Origin of the sequence: Tumidithrix helvetica PCC 7403, from assembly GCF_965232925.1 — a bacterium.
Taxonomy (GTDB): domain Bacteria; phylum Cyanobacteriota; class Cyanobacteriia; order Pseudanabaenales; family Pseudanabaenaceae; genus Tumidithrix; species Tumidithrix helvetica.
The window spans coordinates 48,987-72,968 of record NZ_CBDDRA010000016.1 but is presented as its reverse complement, the minus strand read 5'-3'; the positions used below and the strand labels follow the sequence as shown (position 1 = coordinate 72,968).

Annotated in this window: 22 protein-coding genes and 1 pseudogene; 5 read left to right on the top strand and 18 right to left on the bottom strand. The window is 43.5% G+C overall.

The annotated features are described in order from the left end of the window. Positions 1-32 precede the first annotated feature (32 nt). From ACP2WE_RS15540 to ACP2WE_RS15530, 3 genes are all read right to left on the bottom strand, one after another. Positions 33-1,565: a hybrid sensor histidine kinase/response regulator gene (locus ACP2WE_RS15540; protein ID WP_425216459.1), complete on the bottom strand. Its 1,533-nt coding sequence runs from the start codon at positions 1,563-1,565 to the stop codon at positions 33-35. A 58-nt stretch (positions 1,566-1,623) separates the two neighbouring features. After that, a complete protein-coding gene (locus tag ACP2WE_RS15535) occupies positions 1,624-4,056 on the bottom strand; it encodes a response regulator (protein WP_425216458.1) in 2,433 nt (810 codons plus the stop codon). Between the two features lie 131 nt (positions 4,057-4,187). Next, complete coding sequence (locus ACP2WE_RS15530; RefSeq protein WP_425216457.1) at positions 4,188-6,512, bottom strand: PAS domain S-box protein; 2,325 nt, start codon at positions 6,510-6,512, stop codon at positions 4,188-4,190. Between the two features lie 155 nt (positions 6,513-6,667). On the opposite strand from ACP2WE_RS15530, the gene ACP2WE_RS15525 reads away from it, so the two are divergent. Next, entirely contained in the window at positions 6,668-6,874 is a 207-nt protein-coding gene (locus ACP2WE_RS15525; protein ID WP_425216456.1) for a hypothetical protein, read from the top strand. Here the strand turns inward: ACP2WE_RS15525 and ACP2WE_RS15520 are convergent. The 8 genes from ACP2WE_RS15520 to ACP2WE_RS15485 form a co-directional block, all read right to left on the bottom strand. Beyond that, positions 6,871-8,574 carry an NAD(P)H-quinone oxidoreductase subunit 4 gene (locus tag ACP2WE_RS15520; RefSeq protein WP_425216455.1) on the bottom strand — a complete coding sequence of 568 codons (1,704 nt, stop codon included), beginning with the start codon at positions 8,572-8,574 and terminating at the stop codon, positions 6,871-6,873. The genes ACP2WE_RS15525 and ACP2WE_RS15520 overlap by 4 nt on opposite strands. Positions 8,575-8,762: 188 nt before the next feature. Further along, the gene (locus ACP2WE_RS15515) at positions 8,763-9,545 is read right to left on the bottom strand and encodes a carbonic anhydrase (protein ID WP_425216454.1); all 783 of its coding nucleotides are present in this window, start codon (positions 9,543-9,545) and stop codon (positions 8,763-8,765) included. Positions 9,546-9,892: 347 nt separating this feature from the next. Then, positions 9,893-10,180, bottom strand: a complete 288-nt coding sequence (gene rpmA / locus ACP2WE_RS15510; protein WP_425216453.1) for a 50S ribosomal protein L27 — start codon at positions 10,178-10,180, stop codon at positions 9,893-9,895. A gap of 90 nt (positions 10,181-10,270) precedes the next feature. Continuing rightward, the gene (gene rplU / locus ACP2WE_RS15505) at positions 10,271-10,639 is read right to left on the bottom strand and encodes a 50S ribosomal protein L21 (RefSeq protein ID WP_425216452.1); all 369 of its coding nucleotides are present in this window, start codon (positions 10,637-10,639) and stop codon (positions 10,271-10,273) included. A 305-nt stretch (positions 10,640-10,944) separates the two neighbouring features. Then, entirely contained in the window at positions 10,945-11,394 is a 450-nt protein-coding gene (locus ACP2WE_RS15500; protein WP_425216451.1) for a pentapeptide repeat-containing protein, read from the bottom strand. A gap of 126 nt (positions 11,395-11,520) precedes the next feature. Further along, positions 11,521-12,060, bottom strand: a complete 540-nt coding sequence (locus ACP2WE_RS15495) for a cyclic nucleotide-binding domain-containing protein (protein ID WP_425216450.1) — start codon at positions 12,058-12,060, stop codon at positions 11,521-11,523. 142 nt (positions 12,061-12,202) lie between these two features. Further along, entirely contained in the window at positions 12,203-13,726 is a 1,524-nt protein-coding gene (cobQ, locus tag ACP2WE_RS15490) for a cobyric acid synthase CobQ (protein WP_425216449.1), read from the bottom strand. 105 nt (positions 13,727-13,831) lie between these two features. Further along, the gene (locus tag ACP2WE_RS15485; protein WP_425216448.1) at positions 13,832-15,031 is read right to left on the bottom strand and encodes an amino acid ABC transporter permease; all 1,200 of its coding nucleotides are present in this window, start codon (positions 15,029-15,031) and stop codon (positions 13,832-13,834) included. A gap of 188 nt (positions 15,032-15,219) precedes the next feature. Between ACP2WE_RS15485 and ACP2WE_RS15480 the strand changes: the two genes are divergently transcribed. Further along, the gene (locus tag ACP2WE_RS15480) at positions 15,220-15,390 is read left to right on the top strand and encodes a hypothetical protein (protein WP_425216447.1); all 171 of its coding nucleotides are present in this window, start codon (positions 15,220-15,222) and stop codon (positions 15,388-15,390) included. A gap of 10 nt (positions 15,391-15,400) precedes the next feature. On the opposite strand, the pseudogene ACP2WE_RS15475 reads toward ACP2WE_RS15480, so the two are convergent. The 6 genes and pseudogenes from ACP2WE_RS15475 to ACP2WE_RS15450 all read right to left on the bottom strand — a co-directional run. Further along, a pseudogene (locus ACP2WE_RS15475) lies at positions 15,401-15,529 on the bottom strand (type II toxin-antitoxin system RelE/ParE family toxin); the annotation flags it as partial. Further along, positions 15,513-15,776 (bottom strand): hypothetical protein, encoded by a 264-nt coding sequence (locus ACP2WE_RS15470; RefSeq protein ID WP_425216446.1) that lies wholly within the window; start codon positions 15,774-15,776, stop codon positions 15,513-15,515. The gene ACP2WE_RS15470 and the pseudogene ACP2WE_RS15475, both read right to left, overlap by 17 nt. 443 nt (positions 15,777-16,219) lie before the next feature. Continuing rightward, a complete protein-coding gene (locus ACP2WE_RS15465) occupies positions 16,220-16,804 on the bottom strand; it encodes a hypothetical protein (protein ID WP_425216445.1) in 585 nt (194 codons plus the stop codon). A gap of 179 nt (positions 16,805-16,983) precedes the next feature. Then, positions 16,984-18,699 (bottom strand): DUF262 domain-containing protein, encoded by a 1,716-nt coding sequence (locus ACP2WE_RS15460; RefSeq protein WP_425216444.1) that lies wholly within the window; start codon positions 18,697-18,699, stop codon positions 16,984-16,986. A 99-nt stretch (positions 18,700-18,798) separates the two neighbouring features. Then, entirely contained in the window at positions 18,799-19,113 is a 315-nt protein-coding gene (locus ACP2WE_RS15455; RefSeq protein ID WP_425216443.1) for a hypothetical protein, read from the bottom strand. 54 nt (positions 19,114-19,167) lie between these two features. After that, entirely contained in the window at positions 19,168-19,290 is a 123-nt protein-coding gene (locus ACP2WE_RS15450) for a hypothetical protein (RefSeq protein WP_425216442.1), read from the bottom strand. A gap of 210 nt (positions 19,291-19,500) precedes the next feature. Between ACP2WE_RS15450 and ACP2WE_RS15445 the strand changes: the two genes are divergently transcribed. Beyond that, complete coding sequence (locus ACP2WE_RS15445) at positions 19,501-20,274, top strand: MBL fold metallo-hydrolase (RefSeq protein WP_425216441.1); 774 nt, start codon at positions 19,501-19,503, stop codon at positions 20,272-20,274. Between the two features lie 5 nt (positions 20,275-20,279). Here ACP2WE_RS15445 and ACP2WE_RS15440 read toward each other — a convergent pair whose 3' ends face one another. After that, positions 20,280-21,062 (bottom strand): MOSC domain-containing protein, encoded by a 783-nt coding sequence (locus ACP2WE_RS15440; protein WP_425216440.1) that lies wholly within the window; start codon positions 21,060-21,062, stop codon positions 20,280-20,282. Between the two features lie 94 nt (positions 21,063-21,156). Here ACP2WE_RS15440 and ACP2WE_RS15435 point away from each other — a divergent pair, with 94 nt between their 5' ends. Further along, complete coding sequence (locus ACP2WE_RS15435; protein WP_425216439.1) at positions 21,157-21,918, top strand: hypothetical protein; 762 nt, start codon at positions 21,157-21,159, stop codon at positions 21,916-21,918. Between the two features lie 176 nt (positions 21,919-22,094). Next, positions 22,095-23,966, top strand: coding sequence for an FAD-dependent oxidoreductase (locus tag ACP2WE_RS15430; RefSeq protein WP_425216438.1), 1,872 nt, complete (start codon positions 22,095-22,097; stop codon positions 23,964-23,966). Positions 23,967-23,982: the final 16 nt, after the last annotated feature.

Sequence of the window (23,982 nt, the reverse complement as noted above, 5' to 3'; positions counted from 1 at the left end):
GGGCGAGGTCGAACTGAGTGAAAGCCAACGTTTTAGCCAATTGGTAATGTAACCGTAAATGTTGTACCGTTCTCGACCTCGCTCTCGACTTTAATTTGACCGTTATGCATCTCTACAGCACGTTTTGCGATCGCTAAGCCAATGCCAGAACCAGGAGTTTTGCTGACATTAGAAGCACGATAATGGAGATCGAACACAAAAGGTAAGTCATTGGCAGGAATGCCAATGCCCCGATCGCGAATTAGAAATTTCGCTATAGGCGCAGAAAGAAAATCTTCCCGATCGCAGGTGAGTTCAATTTGAACGCTGCCACCATGATTAGAATATTTCATGGCGTTCGAGAGTAAGTTCATCAAAATATGACGCAGTAGGTCTCGATCGATACAAGCGCGATCGCAAGTTCCTTGACTAGAAAAACTTATTACAACCGACTTATTGCGATCGTTGGGGTAAAGGAATTTGATTTCCTCCACGAGATCTAAACAGAATGTTTCCAAATTTGTGAGAATGGGCTTAAAACTGGAAATTTCTAAGGCAAATCTACCCAGCGCTAACATATTTTCTAGAACGGCAGTCATATGCTTGACTGATTTTTTGATGCGCTCTAGGCGGCTTTGGATGACATCATTGTTTAGATTTGGATTTTGGAGATACTCGGCTGCAAGCATGACGATCGTCAAAGGTGTTCGCAATTCATGGGAGGCAATGGCAATAAACTTTGATTTAAGTTCGTTAAGTTCTTTCTCTTTTTTTAGGGCTTCTTGTATTGCAACTTTTTCTGCTTCTGAGGATTCTGCCTTGCGGCGATCGCTAATATCCCAAAGCACCATAACTGCGCCATCGATTATTCCAGGTTCCCTACAGATAGGGGATGCACTATCGCCTACGGGTTTTTGAATTCCATGGCGATCTAATATCGCTGTGCCGTCATTTAGATGGGCGACTTCTCCCGATCGCAAGACCTGAGGAATGGGGTTAGCAATGGCACAACCCGTATTTTCATCAACCAGTTGTAAAATTTCAGCCACATTTCTTCCAGTTGCCTCTTTTTGCTGCCATCCCGTCAAATTTTCGGCGGCGGGATTCATGTAGGTTATGGTGGCGACATTATCGGTGGCAATAACAGCATTATTGGTCGATTTTAGAATCGCTGAGAGGAATTCTTCGCGCTCGACAAGTTGCCGTTCCATGCGATGTTTATACAGGGCTGTTTCAATCGCCACGCGTAAATCTCTCTCATTAAATGGTTTCACAAGATACCCATAGGGTTCGGAATTCCTAGTTCGCTTTAGCGTGACATCATCTGTATGCGCAGTAATATAAATCACTGGGATTTGAAACTGTTGGCGCAGGAGCGTAGCGATCGCGATACCATCCTGCGCCGATCCTTTCAGAATGATATCCATTAACACCAAGTCGGGTTTGTTTTTAACTACGCTAGCAATTACCTCTAGATCGGAGGTAGCGACATCGGTGACAATATATCCTAGTAAGGTTAGTTCCTCTGAAATAACTCTTCCTGTAATTACTTCATCTTCAACAACTAGAACTTTGGTGGCAGGCATTCAAAAAATTCCCCTGTTTAATTGATTGCTTAATGGATTGCTTTAGTAAAAAGTGATTTTAGATCGCTAAAAGTTGCTGGATAAAATTTACGAGTTGTTTGAGTTTAAAGGGTTTTGCCAGATAGTCGCTAGCACCTGCTGCCAGACATCTCTCGCGATCGCTTGGCGTCGATAGCGCAGCCATGGCAATAATGGGAACATTATTTAACTGAGATTCTGCTCTGATCAGTCGGATTGACTCCAGACCATCTATACCTAGAGTTTGGGTTTCCATCAGAATTAGATTTGGATGCTCGGTACGTGCTAGTGCGATCGCTTCCTCTCCATTCTTTGCAGTAATAAAACGGTATCCCTTCGCAGTCAGGTAGATGGAAATACTTTGAATATTTGCCTCATTGTCATCTACCAGCAAAATCAAATCTGCAGACAATGGATCGCTTTTGGTCAAAGGCAACTGTGTTGCCCCAGAAGCATCGCCATAGGGAAGACGAATGGTAAAGCGGCTACCATGTCCGACCTCACTCTCAACGGAGACCGTTCCACCATGTTGGGTAACAATGCGTTGTACGAGAGATAGCCCCAAACCAGTCCCAACGTTCTGCCTGCTGAGACTGCTATCAATTTGCACGAAAGGTTGGAATAGTTTTTGGATGTTTTCACGGCTAATGCCAATGCCCGTATCAACAATAGCGAAAGCGACTTGAGAAGAAGAAGCTTCGTCTGTAAGTTTTTCTCCCCTGCTCTCTTCCGTTTCTACCCAAACTTCTAGGGTTACGCTTCCTTCTGCGGGAGTGAATTTGATTGCATTACTGAGTAAGTTGATCAGCACTTGGCGGATGCGGCGATCGTCTACCCAAATCATGCCAATATCTTCTGGGATGTGGGTACTGAGGCGAATATTTTTCTTTAAAGCCATCTGCCTTACCAAGAGCGTGCTGTTGTCGCAGATACTTTGGACGGGAACATCGGAAATTTGTAATTCCAATTTACCAGATTCGATCTTGGCAAGATCGAGGATATCATTGATTAACTCTAACAGGTGTTTACCACTGCGTTCGATCGTGTCGATCGCCTTTTTTTGCCGTTCGTTGATCGAACCAAATACGCTCTCTATAAGTCCTTCCGCCATTCCTAAAACGGCATTGAGCGGCGTGCGGAGTTCGTGGCTCATGTTAGCGAGGAACTCATCTTTGAGTCTTGTCGCACGGGCAAGTTCGGCATTGGTAATCGCAAGCTGTTCGTTGGTTGCGATCAGACGAGATTCGCTCTTTTGTAATGCTTCTGTACGCCGAGCAACTCGACTTTCGAGTTCCTTATTGAGTTGAGAGAGGGCGATTTCAGCTTGCTTGCGATCGCTAATGTTTTGCATTTGTGCGATCAGGTACATCGGCTGCTGCATGGTATCGCGGACTAAGGAGACGCTCAGTAAGATCCAGACAATATGTCTGTTTTTATGCCAAAATCGCTTCTCTAAATTAAAAGAACTAATTTCTCCTCTCAGCAAACGGTTTGTAGCATCTAAGTCTACTCCCAGATCGTCCACATGGGTAATTTCTTGGAAAGTAAGCGACAGTAATTCGGACTCTGAATAGCCCAAGATTTGACAAAGGGCTGTATTAACCTGTAAAAAATATCCATCGACAGTATTCAAAGCCATACCGATCGCTGCGGTTTCAAAAGCATTTCTAAAGCGAGATTCAGATTCGCTTAGGGCGGCTTCGGCTCTTTTGCGATCGGTCATATCCCAAAGAACCATTACGGCTCCATCGATTGCCCCTGAAGGCATACAAATAGGAGAAGCACTATCACCCACTGGTTTTTTGATTCCTTGGCGATCGATCGCAGCAGTGGAGTCGTTCAGGAAGCTAACTTGTCCAGTTTGTAAGACAAGGGGAACGGGATGGGCAATTTCCTTCCCACTATTTTCATCGATCAGATATAAAATCTCTGTTACATCTCTGCCTAAAGCTTCTGAAAAGCGCCAACCTGTTAGTTTCTCTGCGGCAGGATTCATGTAGGTGATTTCGGCAATATTATCTGTAGCAATGACAGCATCGCTAGTCGATTTGAGAATCGCAGAAAGTTGGGCTTCTCGCATTGCAAGTTGCCTTTCCATCTGATGTTTGTACGTGGCAGTCTCGATCGCCACGCGTAAATCTCTCTCGTCAAAGGGTTTGACAAGATAGCCATAGGGTTCGGAGTTTTTAGCTCGCTCTAGCGTGGCATCATCAGTATGGGCAGTGATATAAATAAATGGGAGTTGAAATTCTTGACGCAGGATTGTGGCGATTTCGATACCATCTCTTGGGGAGCCTTTCAAAATGATATCCATCAACACTAAATCGGGTCTGTTTTTAGATACGCTGGCGAATACCTCTTCATCGGAGGTCGCAAGATCGGTGACAGCATATCCAAGCAGGGATAATTCTTCTGAAATGACTCTTCCAGTAATCACCTCATCTTCAACAACTAAAACTCTGATTGGTGCCATTCTTAATAGTTCTCTTTTAGAATTTATTTAAAATTTATGATGATTTGGTATTTTGATATAAAAAAATAATATCCTAGCGAAATACACTTCAATTCATACCAAATTCTTCAATTTTAACTTGTTTAACTAGGTTAGGGTTTGATTGTAAATGAAATCTTAAAAACCATGCCTCCTTGATGCTCTAAAGAAATCTGTCCTTTTAATTGCTTTGTCGCAAGGGAATAGACAAGCTGTAGACCCAAATTCTTGGCATGTTTGAGGTCGATCGCTTCATTCATACCAATACCGTTATCTCGTACGATCAAAGTATAACTGTCGGGCTTATCCAGATAAAACTCAATCGTAATTTGCCCCGAACGACCTTCAGGGAAAGCATACTTCAGGGAGTTTGAAACCAACTCGTTCACAATTAAGCCACAATACATGGCGGTGTCAATGTCAACTTTAACGGGTGCGGCGTTGATATTTAAAGAGATATCTGTAGATCTTGATGCGTAGGAACTCTCTAGACTGAGGGTCAAACTCTGAATATAACCAATAAAATCAATATGCTCTAGATCTCTAGATCGGTAGAGCTTTTCGTGGAGTAAAGCCATCGACAAAATGCGATCGCGACTGCTCTGAATAATTGCTTGCGTTTTAGGATCTCCGACTTGCCGAGATTGCAGGTAGAGCAATCCTGAGATGATCTGCAAGTTATTCTTTACCCGATGGTGAATCTCTTTCATCAGAACGATCTCGCGATCGTAAGCGGCTCTCAACTGCGCTTCCGATTCTTTGCGCCATGTAATATCTAAGGCAACACAGCCAATTCCGATGATTTCCTCATGGCGATCGTGCAATGGTTCCACCGTCAGATCGAAATATCGGGTTTCATCATGGGTGCTGATATGCACCTCATCGCGTTTACCGATACCACTGGTAAGAACTTGCTGCTTGAGATGACTCAATCTTTGAGCATCTTCTTCAAATGTCAAAATCTCAGCATCTAGTTTCCCGATGATAGATTCGTCATTCACTCCCAGAGCGGGATTATACACCCATGTATAGCGCAGTTCCCGATCTTGCGTAAATACGGTAATCGGTGAGTTCTTTAAAACTAAGTCAAATCGCTCTTCGGTTCGTTTGCGTTCGTTGATTTCAGCTTCTAACTCAGCATTGGCTTTAGAAAGTTCGAGCGTGCGCTTGCTTACTCTTGCCTCTAATTCGATGTTAAGATTGCTGATATATTCTTCCACCCGTTTGCGATCGGTGATATCTCGCCATGCAATCACACCTCCCGTAACCGTATTATCTTCACTCCGAATCGGGCCCGCGTTACATAAAATCACGATCTGACTTCCATCGGGTTTCTGTAGTACCCATTCCTCGTCTATTACATTTTCTCCTTTCTGGACTGCACGGGTCAAAGGTAGTTCGTCATTTGTTGCTGGTGTAATACCATCGACATGAAAGATTCCCCATTCTTGAACGTGCCGATCTACAGGAATACCTTCGAGAACTTCACGCGATCGCCCGGTCAATTGTTCGCCATACTTACTCACACGCCGAATGTTGACATCGGGGGCATCGGCAATCGTGATGCCGTCAGGAATATACTCCATCAGGGCATCGAGAATTCTTTTGCTTTCTTGGGCTTCTTGTTCTGCCAGTTTACGATCGTTGATATCCTTAACGCGCACGAGATTCATATCTTGACCTGCGACATTGATGTGCTTTGCTGCCAAATTACCCCAGAAATGCTTCCCTTTTTTCGTAACATATTCTATATCGCCTCTCCAAAAGCCTTTTTTACGGATGTCCTCAAGGATCGCAGCTAGTTCGCGATCGGTAAATTGCCGTTTTTGTAGCATGTTCCCCTCAATTCCGATCAGTTCTTCTTTGCTATTCGCTTCAAACATCCCTACAGCACAAGGATTGCAATCGATAATCAGAAGGGTCGTCGTATCAACTAGAAACAGCGCATCTGTCGCTTCATTATAAATCGCCTCTCTAAGATCGAGATTATGAGATAGTTCTAGTTCCACCTCTTTGCGCTCGGCAATCTCTTTGGCGAGCGCGATGTTAATTGCTTCCAATTGGGAAAGTGTGGGCATTGCTAGCACCCTAGGAAGAAGGGGGATGAGACTAGCGGCGGTAAAAACAGAAACAATCGCAGTAAGAGCTTTGACTGTACCTGAAAGCCAATAGGTGGGATGCCACAGCGTCCATATTTCCATTAAGTGGGTCGTGCCACAAAGAATAATGAACGCACCAAAGAGTAAAAATATCCAACGAAAGGGTAAATCTTCGCGTTTGCGGACAAAGTAAATTAATGAGATCGGAATTGAGTAGTAAGCGATCGCAATCAGCAGATCTGACAAAAGATGCAACCATACGAGTTCCATTTTCCATAAATAACAATGCCCATGAGGGATAAATCCCCCCGAAGTTAAGAACTCTTGAATTGATTCCATGAGGTTCCTCCAGTTCTTATATATTTTGTTTTTCCTTATTACCGAACAATGGAATGATTAACCAGCATTTCAAGCACTATTCTTCAAGAAGTAATTCTCAGCAACGACAATTCGATACCTAAATCTGAGATATTCCTAATCTACCACTTGAGACGATGGGATTATACCAATTTCTCTTGAAATTGCGACAGATCGGGGTTTGTGTTCCGCGCGGAGCGCGGTCTTTTCAAAAAGATGCGTTGCATCACTTTTTGAAAATGGGATTACTACAAAGCAAAGCGATCGCCACTTTAAAGTGGCGATCGCTGGAAATGCTAAGAAAGCACCGATATATTCAATTGTCCATTGGCAAAAGTAATTAATCGCTAACTAGCGCAGCATTAACTTCAACCTTTGCAATTGTGGGAAATGACGACTGGCTAGCAAAAAGAGGGGCATTCTTAGAAATCGCAACCTGCGCGTAAGATTGGCGCACCTGTACGTTCAGTGCAATCGTCGAGGCATCGTAGAGTTGCGAAGCCAGTTTGGGATAGACTCCGATCGCCACAATCGGCACGAAGAAGAGCAGTGCGATAAACACTTCACGGGGTCTGGCATCGCTAAAGTCAGCATCAATCGGCAAAACGCAATTGGTACCAAAGCAAACCGCTTCTTGGTTCCCCTGTGCCTTTAAGCTGATATCGGAAATATCGCAAGAAGGCGAGATATCGCAGGAGGGAATTGCCTCCGAAGCATAAAAGATTTGGCGCAACATCGAGAGCAGGTAAATCGGTGTCAAAATTACACCCACTGCCGCCAAGAAAACCGTTACCGTGCGGAAAGGTGAACTATAGATGTCGCTGGTTGTAATACCGACAAAAACCGCAAATTCGCTGGCAAACCCACTCATCCCAGGCAGTGCGAGGGAGGCTAATGCCCCGATCGTAAATAGGGCAAACACCTTAGGCATCACTTTCCCAATATAGCCCATCTCTTTTAAGGACATCGTGTGGGTGCGATCGTAGGTCACCCCTGCTAAGAAGAACAAGACTGAGGCAATCAGTCCGTGGGAAATCATCTGTAACATCGCACCATTTATGCCCAAATCCGTAAAGGACGCAATCCCAATCAAGACAAACCCCATGTGCGAAACCGAGGAATAGGCGAGACGACGCTTCATATTGTTTTGGGCAAAGGAGTTAAATGCGCCATAGACAATATTGATTACGCCCAACATTACCAAAATCGGCGCGAAATAAACGTGGGCTTGGTCGAGCAGTCCCATATTGAGACGAATCAATCCGTACCCTCCCATCTTGAGTAGGACGCCAGCCAAAATCATCGATACGGGGGATGATGCTTCCCCGTGGGCATCAGGTAACCAAGTATGAAAGGGGAAAATTGCCAATTTGACCCCAAAGGCAATCAACAATCCTGCATAGAGGGGTAGCTCTAACGCCAGTGGGTAATTTTTTAAGGCAAGTTCGGCAATGTCAAAGGTGAGGGTGTTTCCATAAAATGCCATGGCTAACCCTGCTACCAAAATAAAAATAGAGGCGGCAGCGGTATAAATTAAAAACTTGGTGGCTGCATACTGCCGATTCTTACCGCCCCAGATCGAAACCAGTAAGTAAACGGGGATAAGCTCGACCTCCCACATGATGAAAAATAGCAGTAGGTCTTGCGCCACAAATACACCTATCTGTGCGGCATACAGAACGAGCATGAGGAAGTAAAAAAGACGTGGTTTGCGATCGACTTGCCATGCGGCAAAAATTGAAAGCGTCGTCACGATTCCTGCTAAAAGCACCAGAGGTACAGAAATACCATCGACCGAAACTGCCCAACTTAACCCTAACTGCGGAATCCAATCATATTTTTCCGCTAGCTGAAATGTCGCACTGCTCGGATCGTAATGCCTCCAGAAGGCGTAGCACATCAAAATAAAGTCTGCGATGCCTACACCCAAGGCATACCACCTCACATTTTTGCCATCTTTGTCAGGCAAAAAGGGGATAAGTAAAGAAGCTACGAGGGGGAGCAGGACGATCGCGGTAAGCCAAGGGAATCGGTCTAATGTCATGTCAATGAGAATAAATACTTACCGAAGAGATAAATTCATTTTACTAAACTTCATGAAGATTTAATCATTAATCTTTACAATGACTACCATTGATTTATTTCTCTGCAAGGTAAAAGCTCTAGCCTGCAGTAATTTCATTAAAAAAACCTGCGTCGCAGGTTTTTTTTAAGACCCCTAAAAGCTATTAACTATTCGCGATGTAATGTAATCACTCTACCGTTTGTGGGCTGAACTGGACGCGCATCCACCTGATAGAGCTTTTGAAATACATCAATTTCTGCTTCGGAAACTGTAATGGGTTCTACAAGAACATTCCATTTCACACTTTCACTACAGGGGGGGGTTGTGAGCGAACCATTATAGCTAAAGTAAGCTTTGCTCTTAGGTAGGAAATCAGCAGCATTAATCGTGCGATCGCTGACCTTATTGGTTTTGCCAGCAGCAGGAATATTCTGCCAAATCTCATTAATTAGAGGATTTTCAGATCCTTCATCCAGCATGATGCCAACAACAGCTAATTTGCCTGCCGTATTACGGTGAACTAGGTGCAGTTCCATTGCTGAAGCTTTCCCATCAATGGTATGTTCGCTTGGGGTATGGAAGTGGAACTGGAGAAGTTCGTATTCATTGCCATCAATCGTCACGGTGCTTCCTTTTGCATAATTTACTTGGATCGTATGACCATTGTTAAAAACGACTAAGGGTGCTGGACTGTAGTGAAAGACGATTTTTGCGGGGCTTCCTTTTGCAGCACCTGCGATATTAATAGGAGATTGTTCCTTGCCGATCTCACACATTGCGAAATCAGTGCTGAGATCGCCCCATCTCGTGGGGTTTTCTGCACCACCATAACTCCACTGTGGCGCTGCTTCAACAGCAAGAATGGAAATGGATGATGCAGCAATTAAACCGATAACAAATGCCGCAACAATCAACAAGATTTTGCGACTAATTTTTTTGATTGGGCTCATTTGAATATTCTAAAACTACGACATGGATATATAGTAATCACCCTGTAAACAAAGCAAGAAATTTTCATAAGAAAGTTATTAAACCGACAATAAATGCTAGTTCGAGATAAAAAAAGTAAAATTCTAACTATAAAAGGCTTGAAATAAGCTAGACATACTATGAAGAGTCCAAATTCACAGGCGAGAACGCTTGATTGAAGTTCGCATCTTCGTAGCTTGATGGATTCCCCCAAAATAGACAAAGCGCCACAAACTTTAACGGGTCAGAAAAATCTAGCAATAAAAAAGGGAGCCAAGCAATGCTTGGCTCCCCTCAAGTTATCTTTATAAGCGTAATTTGCGATCGCCTATACTGCTACAGCCTCTGTAGTTGCTTCGACTGCAACAGGGTAAACGCTGATCTTTTGGCGAGTTTTGCCTAATCTTTCAAACGTGACAATGCCAGCAACTGTGGAATATAGGGTATCGTCACTGCCAATACCAACATTATTGCCTGGGTGAAACTTGGTTCCACGTTGACGGACTAAGATGCTACCTGCGGTAACTTTTTCGCCACCATAACGCTTAACACCTAAACGCTTAGCATTAGAGTCGCGCCCGTTACGCGTACTACCCGTACCTTTCTTATGTGCCATGACCTATTAACCTCTAACTTTACTGAATAAATTACGCAGGTTGAACTTAATCAGACCAATCTAAATCGAATCGTCTGAATTCTCGAAACTCTAGACTGCTACAGGCTCGTCTACTTTAATATTATTGGCATTGGATACCACACCATTAAGGCTAATGGCATCGACCATAATGCGCGTTAATGTTTGACGATGTCCATTTTTTGAACGAGTTTTCTTTTTGGGCTTCATCTTGTAGACAATTACTTTCTTTGCCTTCAAGTGCTGCCTGATCGTCACTTCTACCGCTGCACCTTCTACCAAAGGTTGCCCAATACTGACGTTGCCATCAAGATTAACAAGGTAGACATCTGTAATGGTGAGTTTTGTATCTGGCTCGACATGGAGAAACTCTACATCATAGAATCTGCCAGTCTCAACCCGATATTGCTTACCACCTGTTTGAATAATTGCGTAACTCATAATTTGAATTTGATGTTTAGATGCCGTACAGGTAATCGGATGGTCTCCGACTTTGGTGCATTCACCTGATCCGAGCGTAAATAATTGCACAGTCTTTAATCTTAACATCAAAATACATTCTATATAACGGGCAAATCTAAAAAGATCGAGATTTTTTAGATCTTGTCGTAAAGGCTTAACTTCTTAGTGTTTTGTCAAGAATTTTTTGAGGGTTGAAAACCTTCAAAAACACACCCAAAAAGCTTTCTAGATTCTACATACCCATCAACGAATCGTTGACAGACTACTATTTGCGGGAATAAAGTTTAACAATCTCGATTGGAGATGACGCCATCAGGCAGAGTAGTTTGACAGAGTTTAATGTTGTTGAGGTTAACTCCCACTAACGAGGCGCTTAAGAGATCGGCATAGCTGAGGTCGGCATGGTCTAAATTAGCATTGGTCAAGTTAGCTAACACTAAACTAGCGTGGTTGAGATTTGCCAAACTTAGATTGGCTCCTGTTAAGTTTGTCCGACTGAGACGGGCGGATCCGAGATTTGCCGCCTTTAAATTTGCCTTGCTTAGATTAGAGCCAAGCATATAATTCCCCTCCAAATTCGCGGCAATTAGATACGCATTACTGAGGTCGCAATTTACACATTCTTGGGTTTCACGCAACCTCACAACATGGCTGGGATTTGCGGCATAAACAGCCGTAGGAAGTAGCAACAAGGTCATAAAGACTAGAACAATTAGTGCGATCGCTGGTTTCATAATGCCAATTTGTTTTTAATGGTTGAAGAGAACAATAGTGGTAAGTATAAAAATCCTAGATAAATTGTAGTTTATTTGCAGCGCAGGCATCTTACCTACACGGGCTTTCAGCCTATACCCACCCTTCTATATAGACGCAATGAGAGTCTCAAGTCGAGCCTGGGCAACTGGAAGTTTAGCCGCAACTTCGGAATTGGCAAATTCCGAAGGAACCGTGCCACTGACTTCAATACCAGCTTGAGGTAAGCTGACGTTCATCAATCGCAGGCGATTTGATAAGCAATAGGCAAGTCCGCGATAGAAACGTCGCCCAAAGTCAATATCCTCCTCAGTTCTTTGCGCTAATAACGCATGGGGAATTGCCAATAAGACTGCCTCGCTATTAGCAATGACCGTTGCAGAAGGAGGGCGACGATCGATAAAGGACATCTCGCCAATAATCTCTCCTGGGGTTAGATTTGCCAGCATCCGATGGCGATCGTGGTTATTGGATGATAAAACTTTGACCGTGAGCCTGCCCTCTAGGAGAAAATAAAGCATCTCGATCGGAACACCTTCTTGTATGAGTACTTCTCCTGCTTTTAAATCAATTCTCTGGCAAAACTGCTGTAACCAAAGAATATCTTGCTCCGAAAATTCGCCTAGTAATAAGAGTGAGTTATTCATCGCCAGTCTCCAGAGGGTAGGATTGAGAGAGAGATAATAGTCATCTTTGGGACGGAATCAAGCCATTTTAGGTTGCATTTCACTGGTCTTACAAAGCTCTACAGGAATTATAACTTTACCCTGAAAAACTCTAGAGATTCTCCTAAAGACTGAGTAGTTTACTCAGATCGAGATGGGGCGCGATCGCATCGGCAAGTTGGTCAAAGATGCGATCGCGTTGTTGCTGATAATCTAAAGTATCAATCGGTAAAGGTGAGATACCGCGCTTATGCCGTAACTGATTTAACCAATGGCGTCGCCATTTACCGCTGTCAAATAATCCGTGCAGATAAGTTCCCCATACCCTGCCATCGGTTGTCACCATGCCAAGGTCAGCATCATCAAACAGCTCGCTGACTTGATTTCCCTGTTCTGGCAAAATCTTAGAAATACCCTGATGAATTTCATACCCAGTGATATCGAAATTGCTTTGCTCAACTTCCTGCTCAAACCCCCTCCCAAATAGGGAACAAATAGACATAGCTTGACGCTGGCGGAGAATTTTGGTGTCGGTAATCGTGGTTGTAATTGGTAGAAGCCCCAGCCCTGTAAAACTTCCAGATTTTCCTTCTCTGCCTTCAGGATCGGCGATCGCTTGACCTAACATTTGCAGCCCGCCACAAATTCCTAGGACTGTGCCACCACCTTGCCAATAGTCACGCAATTGGTCAGCCATGCCTGATTCCTGTAAGGCGATTAGATCGGCGATCGTGGTTTTGGAGCCAGGTAAAATTACGGCATCGGGTTTGCCTAAGGTTTGTCCGAGAGCGACAAAACGCAAATCCACTGTTGACTCAGCAATCAACGGATCGAAATCTGTGAAGTTGGAAATACGAGGTAGTCGCAATACTGCAATACTAATGTCCGTTGGCGAGAGCCGACTGCGACGTTCAAACAAGCTCACCGAATCTTCGGCAGGGAAGGCTATATCGAGATAGGGAATCACGCCTATCACAGGAATACCCGTATACTCCTCTAGCCAATCAATGCCAGATTGCAGGAGCGATCGCTGCCCTCTAAATTTATTAATAACGATGCCTTTAATCTGCGCTCGTTCCTCAGGCTCGAGCAGTTGCAAGGTTCCGACCACATGGGCAAAGGCTCCACCCAGATCGATACAGACAACTAGGATTGTAGCGGCATTCAAATGCATCGCTACCCGCATATTGGTTAAATCGCGATGTTTGAGATTAATTTCGGCGGGACTGCCTGCCCCTTCGCAAATTACCAAGTCAAACTGCTCTGCCAGCTTCGCCAAGGAAGTTTGAATGCATTCCCAACCGCGATCGAAGTAATTTTGATAGTACTCTGAGGCTTGAGTCACACCTACAGCTTTGCCTAAGAAAATCACTTGCGAAGTCATATCGCCTTGGGGCTTGAGCAAAATTGGATTCATTGCGACACTGGGTTCGACATTCGCTGCCCATGCTTGCACTGCCTGAGCATAGCCAATTTCACCCCCAATTTCTTCCCCTTCCATCTTGACGACATAGGAATTGAGTGCCATGTTTTGCCCTTTAAAAGGTGTGACTTTCCATCCTTGGCGATGATAGAGACGGCAGAGCGCGGCACAGATTAGAGATTTTCCTGCATTGGAAGTGGTTCCCACCACCATAATTGCTTGCATAGAGACTAAACGTTATGATGCTACAAGGTCTAAATCTGAAAAACTTGAATAATTTTCTATTCTTTCAGCCTTCGCATCATAACGTAGAGCTAGTAACAGCCGCTTTTAATCTGAATTAAGCACCTTCTCAAGTTTTTGGCTCCCTTGAGACATGGCATAGCAAAATACCCAGTAAATCAAGCCAACAAACAGGTAGACCTCAGCATTACGACCAATAAAGTCAGGCTGTGACAAAATCGACCGAGAGATACCCATTAATTCTACTAAACCAGCGATCGAGACAAGGGAGGTATCTTTAAACAAGCCGATGAACTGACCGACGATCGCAGGGATCACCGCCCGCAGAGCCTGCGGCAACACAATCAAAACAATAATCAGGGGAGTACCAAATCCTAAAGCTTTGGCTGCTTCAATTTGACCTCTCGGCACGGATTGCAGACCTCCGCGCACATTTTCAGCAAGATAGGCGGCACTAAACAGAACGAAAGCCGCAATTACGCGCACCACCTGATTGAGGCTCACGCCTGTCGGTAAAAACAAAGGCAGCATCACCTGAGCCATAAATAAAATGCCCACCAAAGGCAAGCCGCGAATAATCTCAATGTAGAGAATGCAAAACCAGCGAATCACGGGCATCGTGCTCTGTCGTCCCAAGGCTAGCAAAACCCCTAAGGGGAAAGAAGCGACGATACTCAGTACGGCAATCAAAACTGTTAGGAGCAATCCATTCCACAGATTCACTTCTACGGGTTCGAGAATGCGAAGTCCACCGCCCACCAGCCAAAGTGCGATCGGAAGCGATAACAACCACAGAAAGGATAAGCCAAGGGAAATGAAACGAACCGTTTTGAGCCTTTGTCCCAAGCCAAAACCTGCCCCAACCAAAACCGTTGTACTGAGAATCCAGAGCCTTGATGGTAATTCCACTGGAACGAGAATAGCCAATGCCACAGAAAGAGAAGCGATCGCCATGCCCACCGTGCGGCTGAACCTTCCCCAAACACCCCAAGCCAGTCCAGATAGCGCACTAATCATGGCAAGCACGATCCAAAGTCGCCAACCTTGCTCTAGGGGATATCGCCCCACAAAAAACAGGCGAAAGTTTGCACTCACGACCGACCACTGCGCTTGGGTTGTGCACCAAACAATCAGACCTTTAGCAATCCAATAAATCAGCCCGATACAAACTATAGTCAAGAGGCTATTAAACCAATCGCTAAACAGATTCTCTTTAATCCATTGCAAGGGAGCAATCGGTTTATTCGGCGGAGGGCTAGGGAAATTTAGGCTTTGGTTTGATTCCATGTTTTTTGAATTTCTCGCAATTCTTAACGAATCTCAGCGATCGCAGCTATAAACTTGCAACCAAATCATGGCATATAAACTGCATTTCTATATAGCGTTTTTAAGCTTTTGGGTTGAGGGTTTACGCTTAATAGAGCGATCGCTTTACGCTATGTCAAAATAGAAGTAATTGCTAGAGGCTAACTTGAATGTACCAAACAATTCGTTGGAAATCCATCGAGATCTTTCGACGCGATGCCTTGCAGGATGCGTCCCGCAGTGCAGGCTTACCTTTAGTGGCGACGTTGTTTAGTAGCGATGTTTTGAGCAGTCCATTGCTACCCAATTTCGAGCAATCTGTAGCAGAAGTTTTTAGCTGATTTGAATTCTTGTTGCGATCGCATTCATCAATCCTCGTAACCAGCGATCGGCAAACTCAGGATTTAATTCTCGATACCAACGATAAGCTTGTTCGATCTGAGCTTTCGCAATTGGGGTAATCTCAACCTGAAATGTCATATTTTTGTTGCATCTCTTGGAAAAAGTTCCCAATCGGTTGAGTTTGACCAGCATTTAGTTCGTCAAAGCCTTGCTGAGTCGCCGCAAGTATCTCCAGTTGCTCGATTAGCTGGCGTAGTTTGAGTGGATCGATTTTCCCAGAAGCGAGAAATGTGACAAAAACTTGAGAATGTTCGCTAATATCTTGAGGTAATTCGTTAAGATAAACCTGCCCATTTTGATAAATGCCTTCGACTGTTTTTAGCATAGGTTTTTGGGTTAGTATTTTCTGCGATCGCCACAACTATAACATCTTTAAGCTTTTGGAAGATTGATGCTGCTGTTCCCAGCATTCATTGGTAGCTGCGATCGCTCTATCTTTTTGAAGTGTAGATCGCAGCATGGTATTAATTTTTTGCTTAGCTTGCCGTTCTCAATCTTGTTCGATTAAAGCAGTCAAAAACTCGTCAGCAGAATTATACATCCCGCTCGAAATCTGGAGATCGATAACCTCCAAAAACAGCGATCGGCAAACTCAGGATTGAACTTTCTATACCAGCAGTAAGCTTGTTCGATCTAATGTTTTATAACAATGCTATTTGATAGCTTAGACAGTTTGAAGGCAGAAATGCAAGAATTCCAACAGGATTGAGCCTGTACAGCTTGCTATCGCATCAATAAAAATGATTTAAATTATTTTGGTAGCCTTGTTTATCTTGGTCTATCTAACCTGAACTCGCTCTGTGGAACTTCTATGCGCCACCATTCTTTTGGTCTTACTATGAAATCATAGTCGTAGTGGCATCCACAACAATAAATTTCTTCTCTGTTCACAACTGCTGCATAAACTGCAACATTATCCAAATCATAATATTCAGCATGGTGTGCAGCATACCAAATAGCTATATCTAACGAAGAAGTCCATGACATACCTTTTTTATGGATAAGTCCTGCGCAACCACGAAACAAACTGAAGCGTTCACCATTATTAAAGTGATCGCCTACATAAATAGGATAATTTTTTTGAAGTAATTCTCTGTCACACGTATCAAAGATCTCTTGCATTAAATCTAAGGGTATATCCTCAAAGTTTGATGCGTGTGTGTAAGCATCCATCCAATTTTGTTCGAGAACACCAATAGATGACAACGCTCTAAAATTTTTGACAATAAAATCCAATCCTTTTTCTGGGATAAAACCATAAATGCTTGCCCCTTCTAACATGGCATTTTTTACCCGATTAGCTTCTTCACTCGTTAGCCCTACAAAATCAATGTTTTTTTGGCAAAGAATCAATCATAGCTTTACATCCAACTTACTATTCATACTGGAATTCTTATTTGAGATAACGATCCAAGCTCTGGCGATGCAATACAACAATACCTACTGAATTTCACTCTAGTAGAACCCCTTTATTCTATCGATGAATGTACAGCATTACAGAACTTGTGATAGCACTCTAAGAAGGATTAAACTCAATTTACAGGCCAAGGCCAAATCTCAACAGCTTTTCTTGCTAATTGTTTAGATCTCTGTTCAATTTGGCTTCTTCCCCAAGGCTCTCCTTCCTTATATTCTCTCAAAACCTCTTTGTTTAAGGCTATAACAGACTCACGCAGTACAGGGACTTTTTTTGAGAAGGAGCTATTCGATATTGATTGATTCTTGCGTCCAAGCAATAAAGTAAGGTTCCCAATTCTGTTTTTTAATTCCTCGACATCAACCTCAGTGAGATTAGCTTCCTTCAAGGCTTCTTTGCTTGGTTTTTGAGGAAGCAAATGTTCTATGTGAACTTTATCTGGTCCCTCAACTTTAGTTTCGCCATTACTATAGCTCTCATTTATCCTTATTAAAATAGTTCTCCATACCGAGCTTTTAGTATTAACTTTAAGCCGAGAAAATTTCTCAAAAAACTCATCATTTGTCGGGACATAAGGATTGAATTCATCTCTCAGGATGAGATCGACTTTCCCAGATTCATTACGAAGTCTCTGACAAATGGAAACATAAACTTTTTCTAACTGATTTGTGTTTAGCTCTCCAACTACTGAATAGCGTACAGCAACTGATTCAAAAACTCTAGTTAATAGGGAAACGCTGGAAGGATCTTTCTCCGAGCAGACCAACAAAGCAGAAATAAAACTTCTAGTTCGATATACCTTTAATCTTTGGAGCCCTTCAGCAGTTTCATTTTTATTGCGCCAAGGACAACTTTTCGGATCTGGAGAAGTAATGTGTCGGTAAGTCTTGGCACTATCTGTTAGATGTCTTAGAAATTCTATTGAATACGATAGCGATTTATTAGAAAGATCATTCCTGAAAGCATCATAAAGACCATTCCTACTAACTGCTCCCTTAAAGGCTATCCAATAATATCTTAGAAAGTTTAGTATTTGCCCATCACCAACAGTATCAAGAATGTTTTGCCAGCTATCAAATGCCTCCTCTAATAGCTCTTGTTCATCACACTGAGCAAACAATTTATTCTTAATGAGATCAGCAGCATTGAGTGCCAATCCTCTATCATTTAATGTTTCAAAGAGCTTAAAAGCAGCACTCTCAGAGGGGGCTTTTATCTGAACAAGCTCTACATTATAGAGAATGCGCTTCAACATCTCTCCGAGAGCATCTTTCTTTGATATCTTTCTACGCTCTATCAGATCATTAGAATATTTATTTATTTTCTCCAATATTTCTGAGACAGCTTTTGATAAAAGTGAGCCATTTCCCTCTGATACAGATTTCAAAGGGTTGGTAATCAGAGAGAAGTAAATGGCAGAGTCTATATCTTGTAATTTGATCTTAGGTTTTCTAGGCTGTAGAATTTTCCCAGCGGTGAGTAAACTATCTATGGCTTGAACATGATGTTGTTCAAGTCCTTCTTGCTGAAGAAGTGTTTTTAAAATCGCTAAAAGTAAGCAAATAGTAGTAAGTCGTTGCTGACCATCTAGAACAAGATCAGATTCCTCTCCTTGAGATAAAACAATGGAACCTAAGAAGTAAGAGCTATTTTGGTTATTGCTTTCTAGCCAGTCTGAGTCATAGACATCTGAAAGCATTTCACCAACTTCTTCAACTCCCCACGAATATGGTCTTTGAAAATTAGGGACTTCGTAAGCAATCGAAGGATCTGAAAATAATTTATTAATATTTTTAGCTTCAACATCAAATTTGGAAGTTTCGCTAGACATTTTTTCATCTATCCCAACTGCAAGTGAAAGCAGTCATTTTCGGCTTTTAAAGGTTTTGCCCAAGATCAAATCATACAGTTTAGATATTATCAGTGCAACCTAAAATGTCTCACCTTTACAAATTTCATCTTGAACTTGTGTAAGCACATCCTCAATATCCTCAATATTTTCGATCACCTCATCTGGCGCACCTCCAGACAAGCATAGGTTGCGGATAATCAATAACAGCTTGGGCATGCGATCTAGATTTCGTACTGTTTCCCAACTCATTGCTTCATCGATATGAAAGATCGTTCGATCCCATCCTTCAAATTCCGCGCAAGCAACTACAGAGGCACGCAGAACTCCCCATGCACCCTGTAGGTCAGAAAGAACTGTCTTTTCATATCCAATTGGTTCAGTAGGAAAGCTCATAGGATTAGGATAATATCAGGATAATAAAATTAGAGTCACATGGTTAGGAAATGTTTACCGATTGGCAAACCAAACCACATATTCTCTAACTGGCAAAAAGTTTCGATCTTGTCTTGAAGTTACTTCTAATTCACCAAGAGGAACATATCCTGTTTTTCTGCCTTCTCTTACTTTCACGATTATTCCACTATTCTCATCTTCACATTCGGTAGATAAGACTTTCATGACATGTGCAAGATCGAAATAGACAACAATTCTTACTGCACTGAATTCTTATTGTTTAAGGTAACAGTACAGAGATTGTTCAGATCAGAACAAAAGTAAGGTAAATTACGTCTGGTTGCTTAAATACTCCACAAACTCCACTCCGAAAGAAATTATCAAAATATGCGACGCAGGAAACTCATTCAGTTAGCTCAGGGCGGATTGCTTGGCACTTTAACGGCGGGACTTGCGATCGCCCCTGCCTTTAGCCAAGATCGTACCAAAGCCGCGCCAAATACTGGGCCACTCACCTTACAGTGGTTTGGGCATATGTCATTTTTGATCAGTGGGGGTGGTCTGCGACTGTTAACGCACCCTTTTCGTCCGAGTGGCTGCACGGCTGGTTTACCTGCCCCAAAAGCTGATGTTGACTATGTAATGATTAGCTCTCGCTTACTCGACGAAGGCTATTTAGAAAATTTACCAAACAAGACAAAAGTTTTTGCCGAACCAGGTTCCTACGATTTCAAAGGCGTTAATCTTCAAGGCATTCGCATGGATCACGATCGCGTGGGCGGACGGCGCTTTGGTCGCAACGTAGCCTGGCGATGGCAGCAAGCAGGGATTCGGCTCTTGCATTTAGGATGCGCGGCTTCACCAATTTTGCCCGATCAACGCATTTTAATGGGGCGTCCTGATGTGCTGATTTTGCCCGTAGGGGGTGGTGATAAAGGTTACAGCGCTACCGAAGCTCAAGCAGTGGTCGCAGAGCTTAGCCCCAAAATTGTTGTGCCCACTTACTATCACACAGCTACATCTAGCAAAACCTGTGCGCTAGCGCCTGTGGATGAATTTTTAGCTTTGTTTCCCAATGTCAAAGTAAATCGCGGTGGTTCGACTTTAGAGTTGAGTGCCGACAGTTTACCCTCAAGTATGACGATTAGGGTTTTTGGTTAGGTGCATTAAAGAATTTCGATCGCATCGCCTACTTGCAAAATTTTCCCTGCCTCAGAGGCAGGGATTTGCGTATTGACCGTCAGACGATAAAAGTGATTAAAACGCGATCGCTCTACTTCTGCGGGTAAAGTTTCTCGGCGTTGGGACACAAATATTTTCTGAAAATTTGCATAAACTTCACCAGCGATCGGATCGCGGGTGGGGACTGGACAGCGCTGACAGGGATTAATGCCATGAATCCGAACGTTTCCGATCTGAAATCTCACCACATTGCCCTCAGTGGAAAACAGCCGATCTTCCCAAAAGGCTGGTACATCGCTTAGTTCCAAGTTCGTGCGAAAGCGCAACCTTGTTTGGTCGAGCGTTAGTTCGGGAAACCAATCAGCCACCGCCTGCAATGAAGCCGTACTGACAACCGTTGGGCCTGGTGAGTTGGTGTCGTCAGGAAAGCCCATTTCACGATTTTGGATAATTTGTACAGTCATACCGAAAAATTCGCTCAACCAAACCGCGATCGCCTCCCGTCGTTCGTCTAGGTGAAAGCAAACTTCAGGGCGATCGGAATTTTGATGGTTTAGATAGACAAATCTCTGGGCTAAATCGAACCTAGCTCGCAATAAATGCACTTTAGGATTGCGTTTTGCATTCACAAAATTTCCTTGGGCGTCAACTATGGCAAACTCGCGATCGCCTCGCAATGCTCCGCTTGATAAAACTTCAGCGTGACTGACTGCTAAACCATCTAAAGACTTAATTGGATAGATTGAGATATGGGCGAGTTTCGGCATAATGTCGCAAAAGATCGTGATAAACAATACACATGTTAGGGAAAGTTAATAATATTGGGTAGAATTTAAAAGTGAGGTGTATTAGGAGTCAACTATGAAACTCGGCGGTGTCCATCGAGTTGATCGCTATTTATGCGCGGCAAGATGCCTGCCGCAGAAAGCTGTGCTTTCAAGATCGATACTTGTGCTTTGCTTTAGCCTAGCAACGTTGCTGTCATCTTGTACAAATCCTTCAGGAATTACCAATTCCCCAGAAACAGGGAAACCTCAAACGGGAATGACTGTTCAACCTGTTACAGCCTCCGCTTCTGCAAATCCTGAAAATAAAACGTCCGAAACGAAAACCCAAGAAGTCAAGATTGGCGAATTAAAACTTGGGGAAACCAAAATATATACATACAAGACTGGGCTTTTCCAAATTGATATTCCTAAAAATTGGACAGTTAAAGATATCAGCAGTCCTAAACAAGTTGCTGTGATCTGGGTTAATCCAAGTCATACGATCGTTTTAGGCGTACAAATCAATGTCAACTCTAAAGCCAATGGCATTCCCTCTAAAGAAGAATTGGCGCAAGTCTTACCAGCAATTGTGAGAAGCAACTTTGGCTCTCGTCCCAATTTTGAGTTAACCTCAGTACCCCCAGAACCTGACAGGGCTCCTAGAGTAATTTGGTCTTATAAAGAAGGGCAAGGCAGCGTGAGAGGATTTAGCGATATTCAGCAAGATGGTGATAAGCTCTCAGTGCTAAGTGCTGGCATCTTAGAGAAAAATGCTACAAAAGAATCCATTGCAGCAATGGTGAAAATCTTCAGTACCTATAAGGTCGATCCAATTATTTCAATCAGCGAACCGTAAGCAAGAAAAAGCGAACAAAGCTCATTGGTGCTTAAAACCCAAATACCGATAACCGAACACTGACAACTGATAACTGATAACTGAGTAAAGCCAAAATGGGGAAAAAGTACCATTCACAGAGAACAGCTATAAAAAAAACAGCTAAATTTCAACCTAAGTTCCGCCATCTCTTCATCATGGCATTTCTGGGATTGGCACTTAGTGGGAGTGTGACCGAAATTTGGTTGCGATCGGGGGGACTCAAATCCAACGATCCATCGGCAAAGGCATCCGTCCAAGAGAAATTTGATAGTAATGGTTGGCCGCTGATGTTGCCCCCGCCGCCTGCCAACGCCGAAGTTTGGGAATGTGAAGTCGCGATCGTCGGTGGTTCGCTTGGTGGTACGGCAGCAGCGTATCACTCCATGAAAACAGGTGCAACGACTTGCTTGATCGAGCTTACACCCATGATGGGTGGACAAATTAGTTCTCAAGGGGTGAGCGCGATCGACGAGTCCCTATTAATGCGCTATGAGCAAGTATTTTCTTCAAGTTGGACGCATTTTAAAAATGTGATCGCCAGTCAAGAAGCATTTCCTGCAAAATACTCCTATCTCAAACCTGGAGCTGTGGTCGCAGACACCAATAGCTGCTGGGTAGGAAACCTTTGCTTTACGCCCACAGCAGGCGCAGCCGCCGCAGAAGCGCTCTTAAACGAGGCAAAGCTCTCTGCTCCCCGTAGTCGTTGGGGCACCCAAATTGCCTTTAAAGGCGCAGAATTTAGCAGTAACGGAGACATAATTACTGCCGTCTATGGGGTGAAGCGCAAACCACGCAATCCCAATTACATTCCACTTGGGCGGCTATCAAGGGAATTGGTTCCTTGGTACGGATGGGAAAGCAATGATGACTTTGAAAAAGTTGCCATTCGGCTTCAGCCTCCTGTGGGCAAACAGATGATCGTGATTGATGCCACCGACACAGGTGAGCTTGTAGCATGGGCAAATATTCCCCATCGTTTAGGTGCAGAGGGATTCGCGACTACTGGAGAAAAACACGCTGTTGCCGATAATCCTGAATGCACACAAGCATTTACATTTCCCTTTATTCTCAAGATCGCTGATGACAAAGGAGAATCGCTCAAAAAGCTAAAAACAATTCAACCTGGTTATTCTAAAGAAGAGCATCGCAAAGATTACGATTTGGGGAGATATCCCATGTTTGTCGGCAATAGCTTCTTTAACTATCGCCGCATTGTCAGCTTATTGCGCGACAACCCATTTAAGGCGACTCCAGCTAAAGGCGATATGACCGTCGTTAATTGGAATCGCGGCAATGATTGGGGTATTATGAATCCGCCTCTAATCATGACTGACGAACAGATTGATGCATCGGGACAACGTCAAAACTGGATGGGAGGATTAAATTTTAATGCCCTCAAAGAAGGAGAAAATCACGCACTTCTATTTTCGGAATGGTTAATCGAAAACTATGCCACGTCAGAGTTTCCATTAACGCATTTGTCGGGTATAGGTTCGCCTATGCCAACTGAGTCGGGTTTGAGCTTGTATCCCTATATTCGTGAAGGAAGAAGAATCTTAGGTCGCTCTGCCTATGGACAGGAGACTTTCTTTATGCGCGAGCAAGACCTGCGTAGAGACATGGTAGGTGGAAGAGATTTCCGCCCTTCTACAATTGGGATTACTCACTATGCGATCGATATGCATGGCTGTCGCTACCGCAATTGGGAACCTTCTAAATCCCCTAGTTCTGCGCCAGTCAATGAGGACTTTGTAAAACCGATTTATATGCCTCTTGAGAGTCTCATCCCACTCAAGCTCAATAATCTATTGATTGGTGGCAAAGGTATTGCTGTCAGCCATATTGTGAATGGAGCTACCCGCATTCACGTTGGCGAGTGGGCGGTAGGTGCGGCTTCGGGCTCAACTGCAGCATGGATCGTTAAACAACAAGATCTGTCGCTTTCACCGCAGGAAATTATTTACCGAAAATTAGTGCCTAATTTACAAAAGCATCTCGCTTCGCAGGGTATTGTTTTAGACTGGTAGTATCCTTAATCGATCC

Bases quoted from the DNA above. Each gene is read 5' to 3' on its own strand.
- ACP2WE_RS15500 (WP_425216451.1), bottom strand. From the start codon at position 11,394: ATGAAACCAGCGATCGCACTAATTGTTCTAGTCTTTATGACCTTGTTG.
- ACP2WE_RS15430 (WP_425216438.1), top strand. From the start codon at position 22,095: ATGGCATTTCTGGGATTGGCACTTAGTGGGAGTGTGACCGAAATTTGG.
- ACP2WE_RS15480 (WP_425216447.1), top strand. From the start codon at position 15,220: ATGTACCAAACAATTCGTTGGAAATCCATCGAGATCTTTCGACGCGAT.
- cobQ (WP_425216449.1), bottom strand. From the start codon at position 13,726: ATGCAAGCAATTATGGTGGTGGGAACCACTTCCAATGCAGGAAAATCT.
- ACP2WE_RS15485 (WP_425216448.1), bottom strand. From the start codon at position 15,031: ATGGAATCAAACCAAAGCCTAAATTTCCCTAGCCCTCCGCCGAATAAA.
- ACP2WE_RS15535 (WP_425216458.1), bottom strand. From the start codon at position 4,056: ATGGCACCAATCAGAGTTTTAGTTGTTGAAGATGAGGTGATTACTGGA.
- ACP2WE_RS15435 (WP_425216439.1), top strand. From the start codon at position 21,157: ATGAAACTCGGCGGTGTCCATCGAGTTGATCGCTATTTATGCGCGGCA.
- ACP2WE_RS15520 (WP_425216455.1), bottom strand. From the start codon at position 8,574: ATGACATTAGACCGATTCCCTTGGCTTACCGCGATCGTCCTGCTCCCC.
- ACP2WE_RS15530 (WP_425216457.1), bottom strand. From the start codon at position 6,512: ATGGAATCAATTCAAGAGTTCTTAACTTCGGGGGGATTTATCCCTCAT.
- ACP2WE_RS15445 (WP_425216441.1), top strand. From the start codon at position 19,501: ATGCGACGCAGGAAACTCATTCAGTTAGCTCAGGGCGGATTGCTTGGC.
- ACP2WE_RS15515 (WP_425216454.1), bottom strand. From the start codon at position 9,545: ATGAGCCCAATCAAAAAAATTAGTCGCAAAATCTTGTTGATTGTTGCG.
- ACP2WE_RS15455 (WP_425216443.1), bottom strand. From the start codon at position 19,113: ATGAGCTTTCCTACTGAACCAATTGGATATGAAAAGACAGTTCTTTCT.
- ACP2WE_RS15440 (WP_425216440.1), bottom strand. From the start codon at position 21,062: ATGCCGAAACTCGCCCATATCTCAATCTATCCAATTAAGTCTTTAGAT.
- rpmA (WP_425216453.1), bottom strand. From the start codon at position 10,180: ATGGCACATAAGAAAGGTACGGGTAGTACGCGTAACGGGCGCGACTCT.
- ACP2WE_RS15525 (WP_425216456.1), top strand. From the start codon at position 6,668: ATGGGATTATACCAATTTCTCTTGAAATTGCGACAGATCGGGGTTTGT.
- ACP2WE_RS15470 (WP_425216446.1), bottom strand. From the start codon at position 15,776: ATGCTAAAAACAGTCGAAGGCATTTATCAAAATGGGCAGGTTTATCTT.
- ACP2WE_RS15495 (WP_425216450.1), bottom strand. From the start codon at position 12,060: ATGAATAACTCACTCTTATTACTAGGCGAATTTTCGGAGCAAGATATT.
- ACP2WE_RS15460 (WP_425216444.1), bottom strand. From the start codon at position 18,699: ATGTCTAGCGAAACTTCCAAATTTGATGTTGAAGCTAAAAATATTAAT.
- rplU (WP_425216452.1), bottom strand. From the start codon at position 10,639: ATGAGTTACGCAATTATTCAAACAGGTGGTAAGCAATATCGGGTTGAG.
- ACP2WE_RS15540 (WP_425216459.1), bottom strand. From the start codon at position 1,565: ATGCCTGCCACCAAAGTTCTAGTTGTTGAAGATGAAGTAATTACAGGA.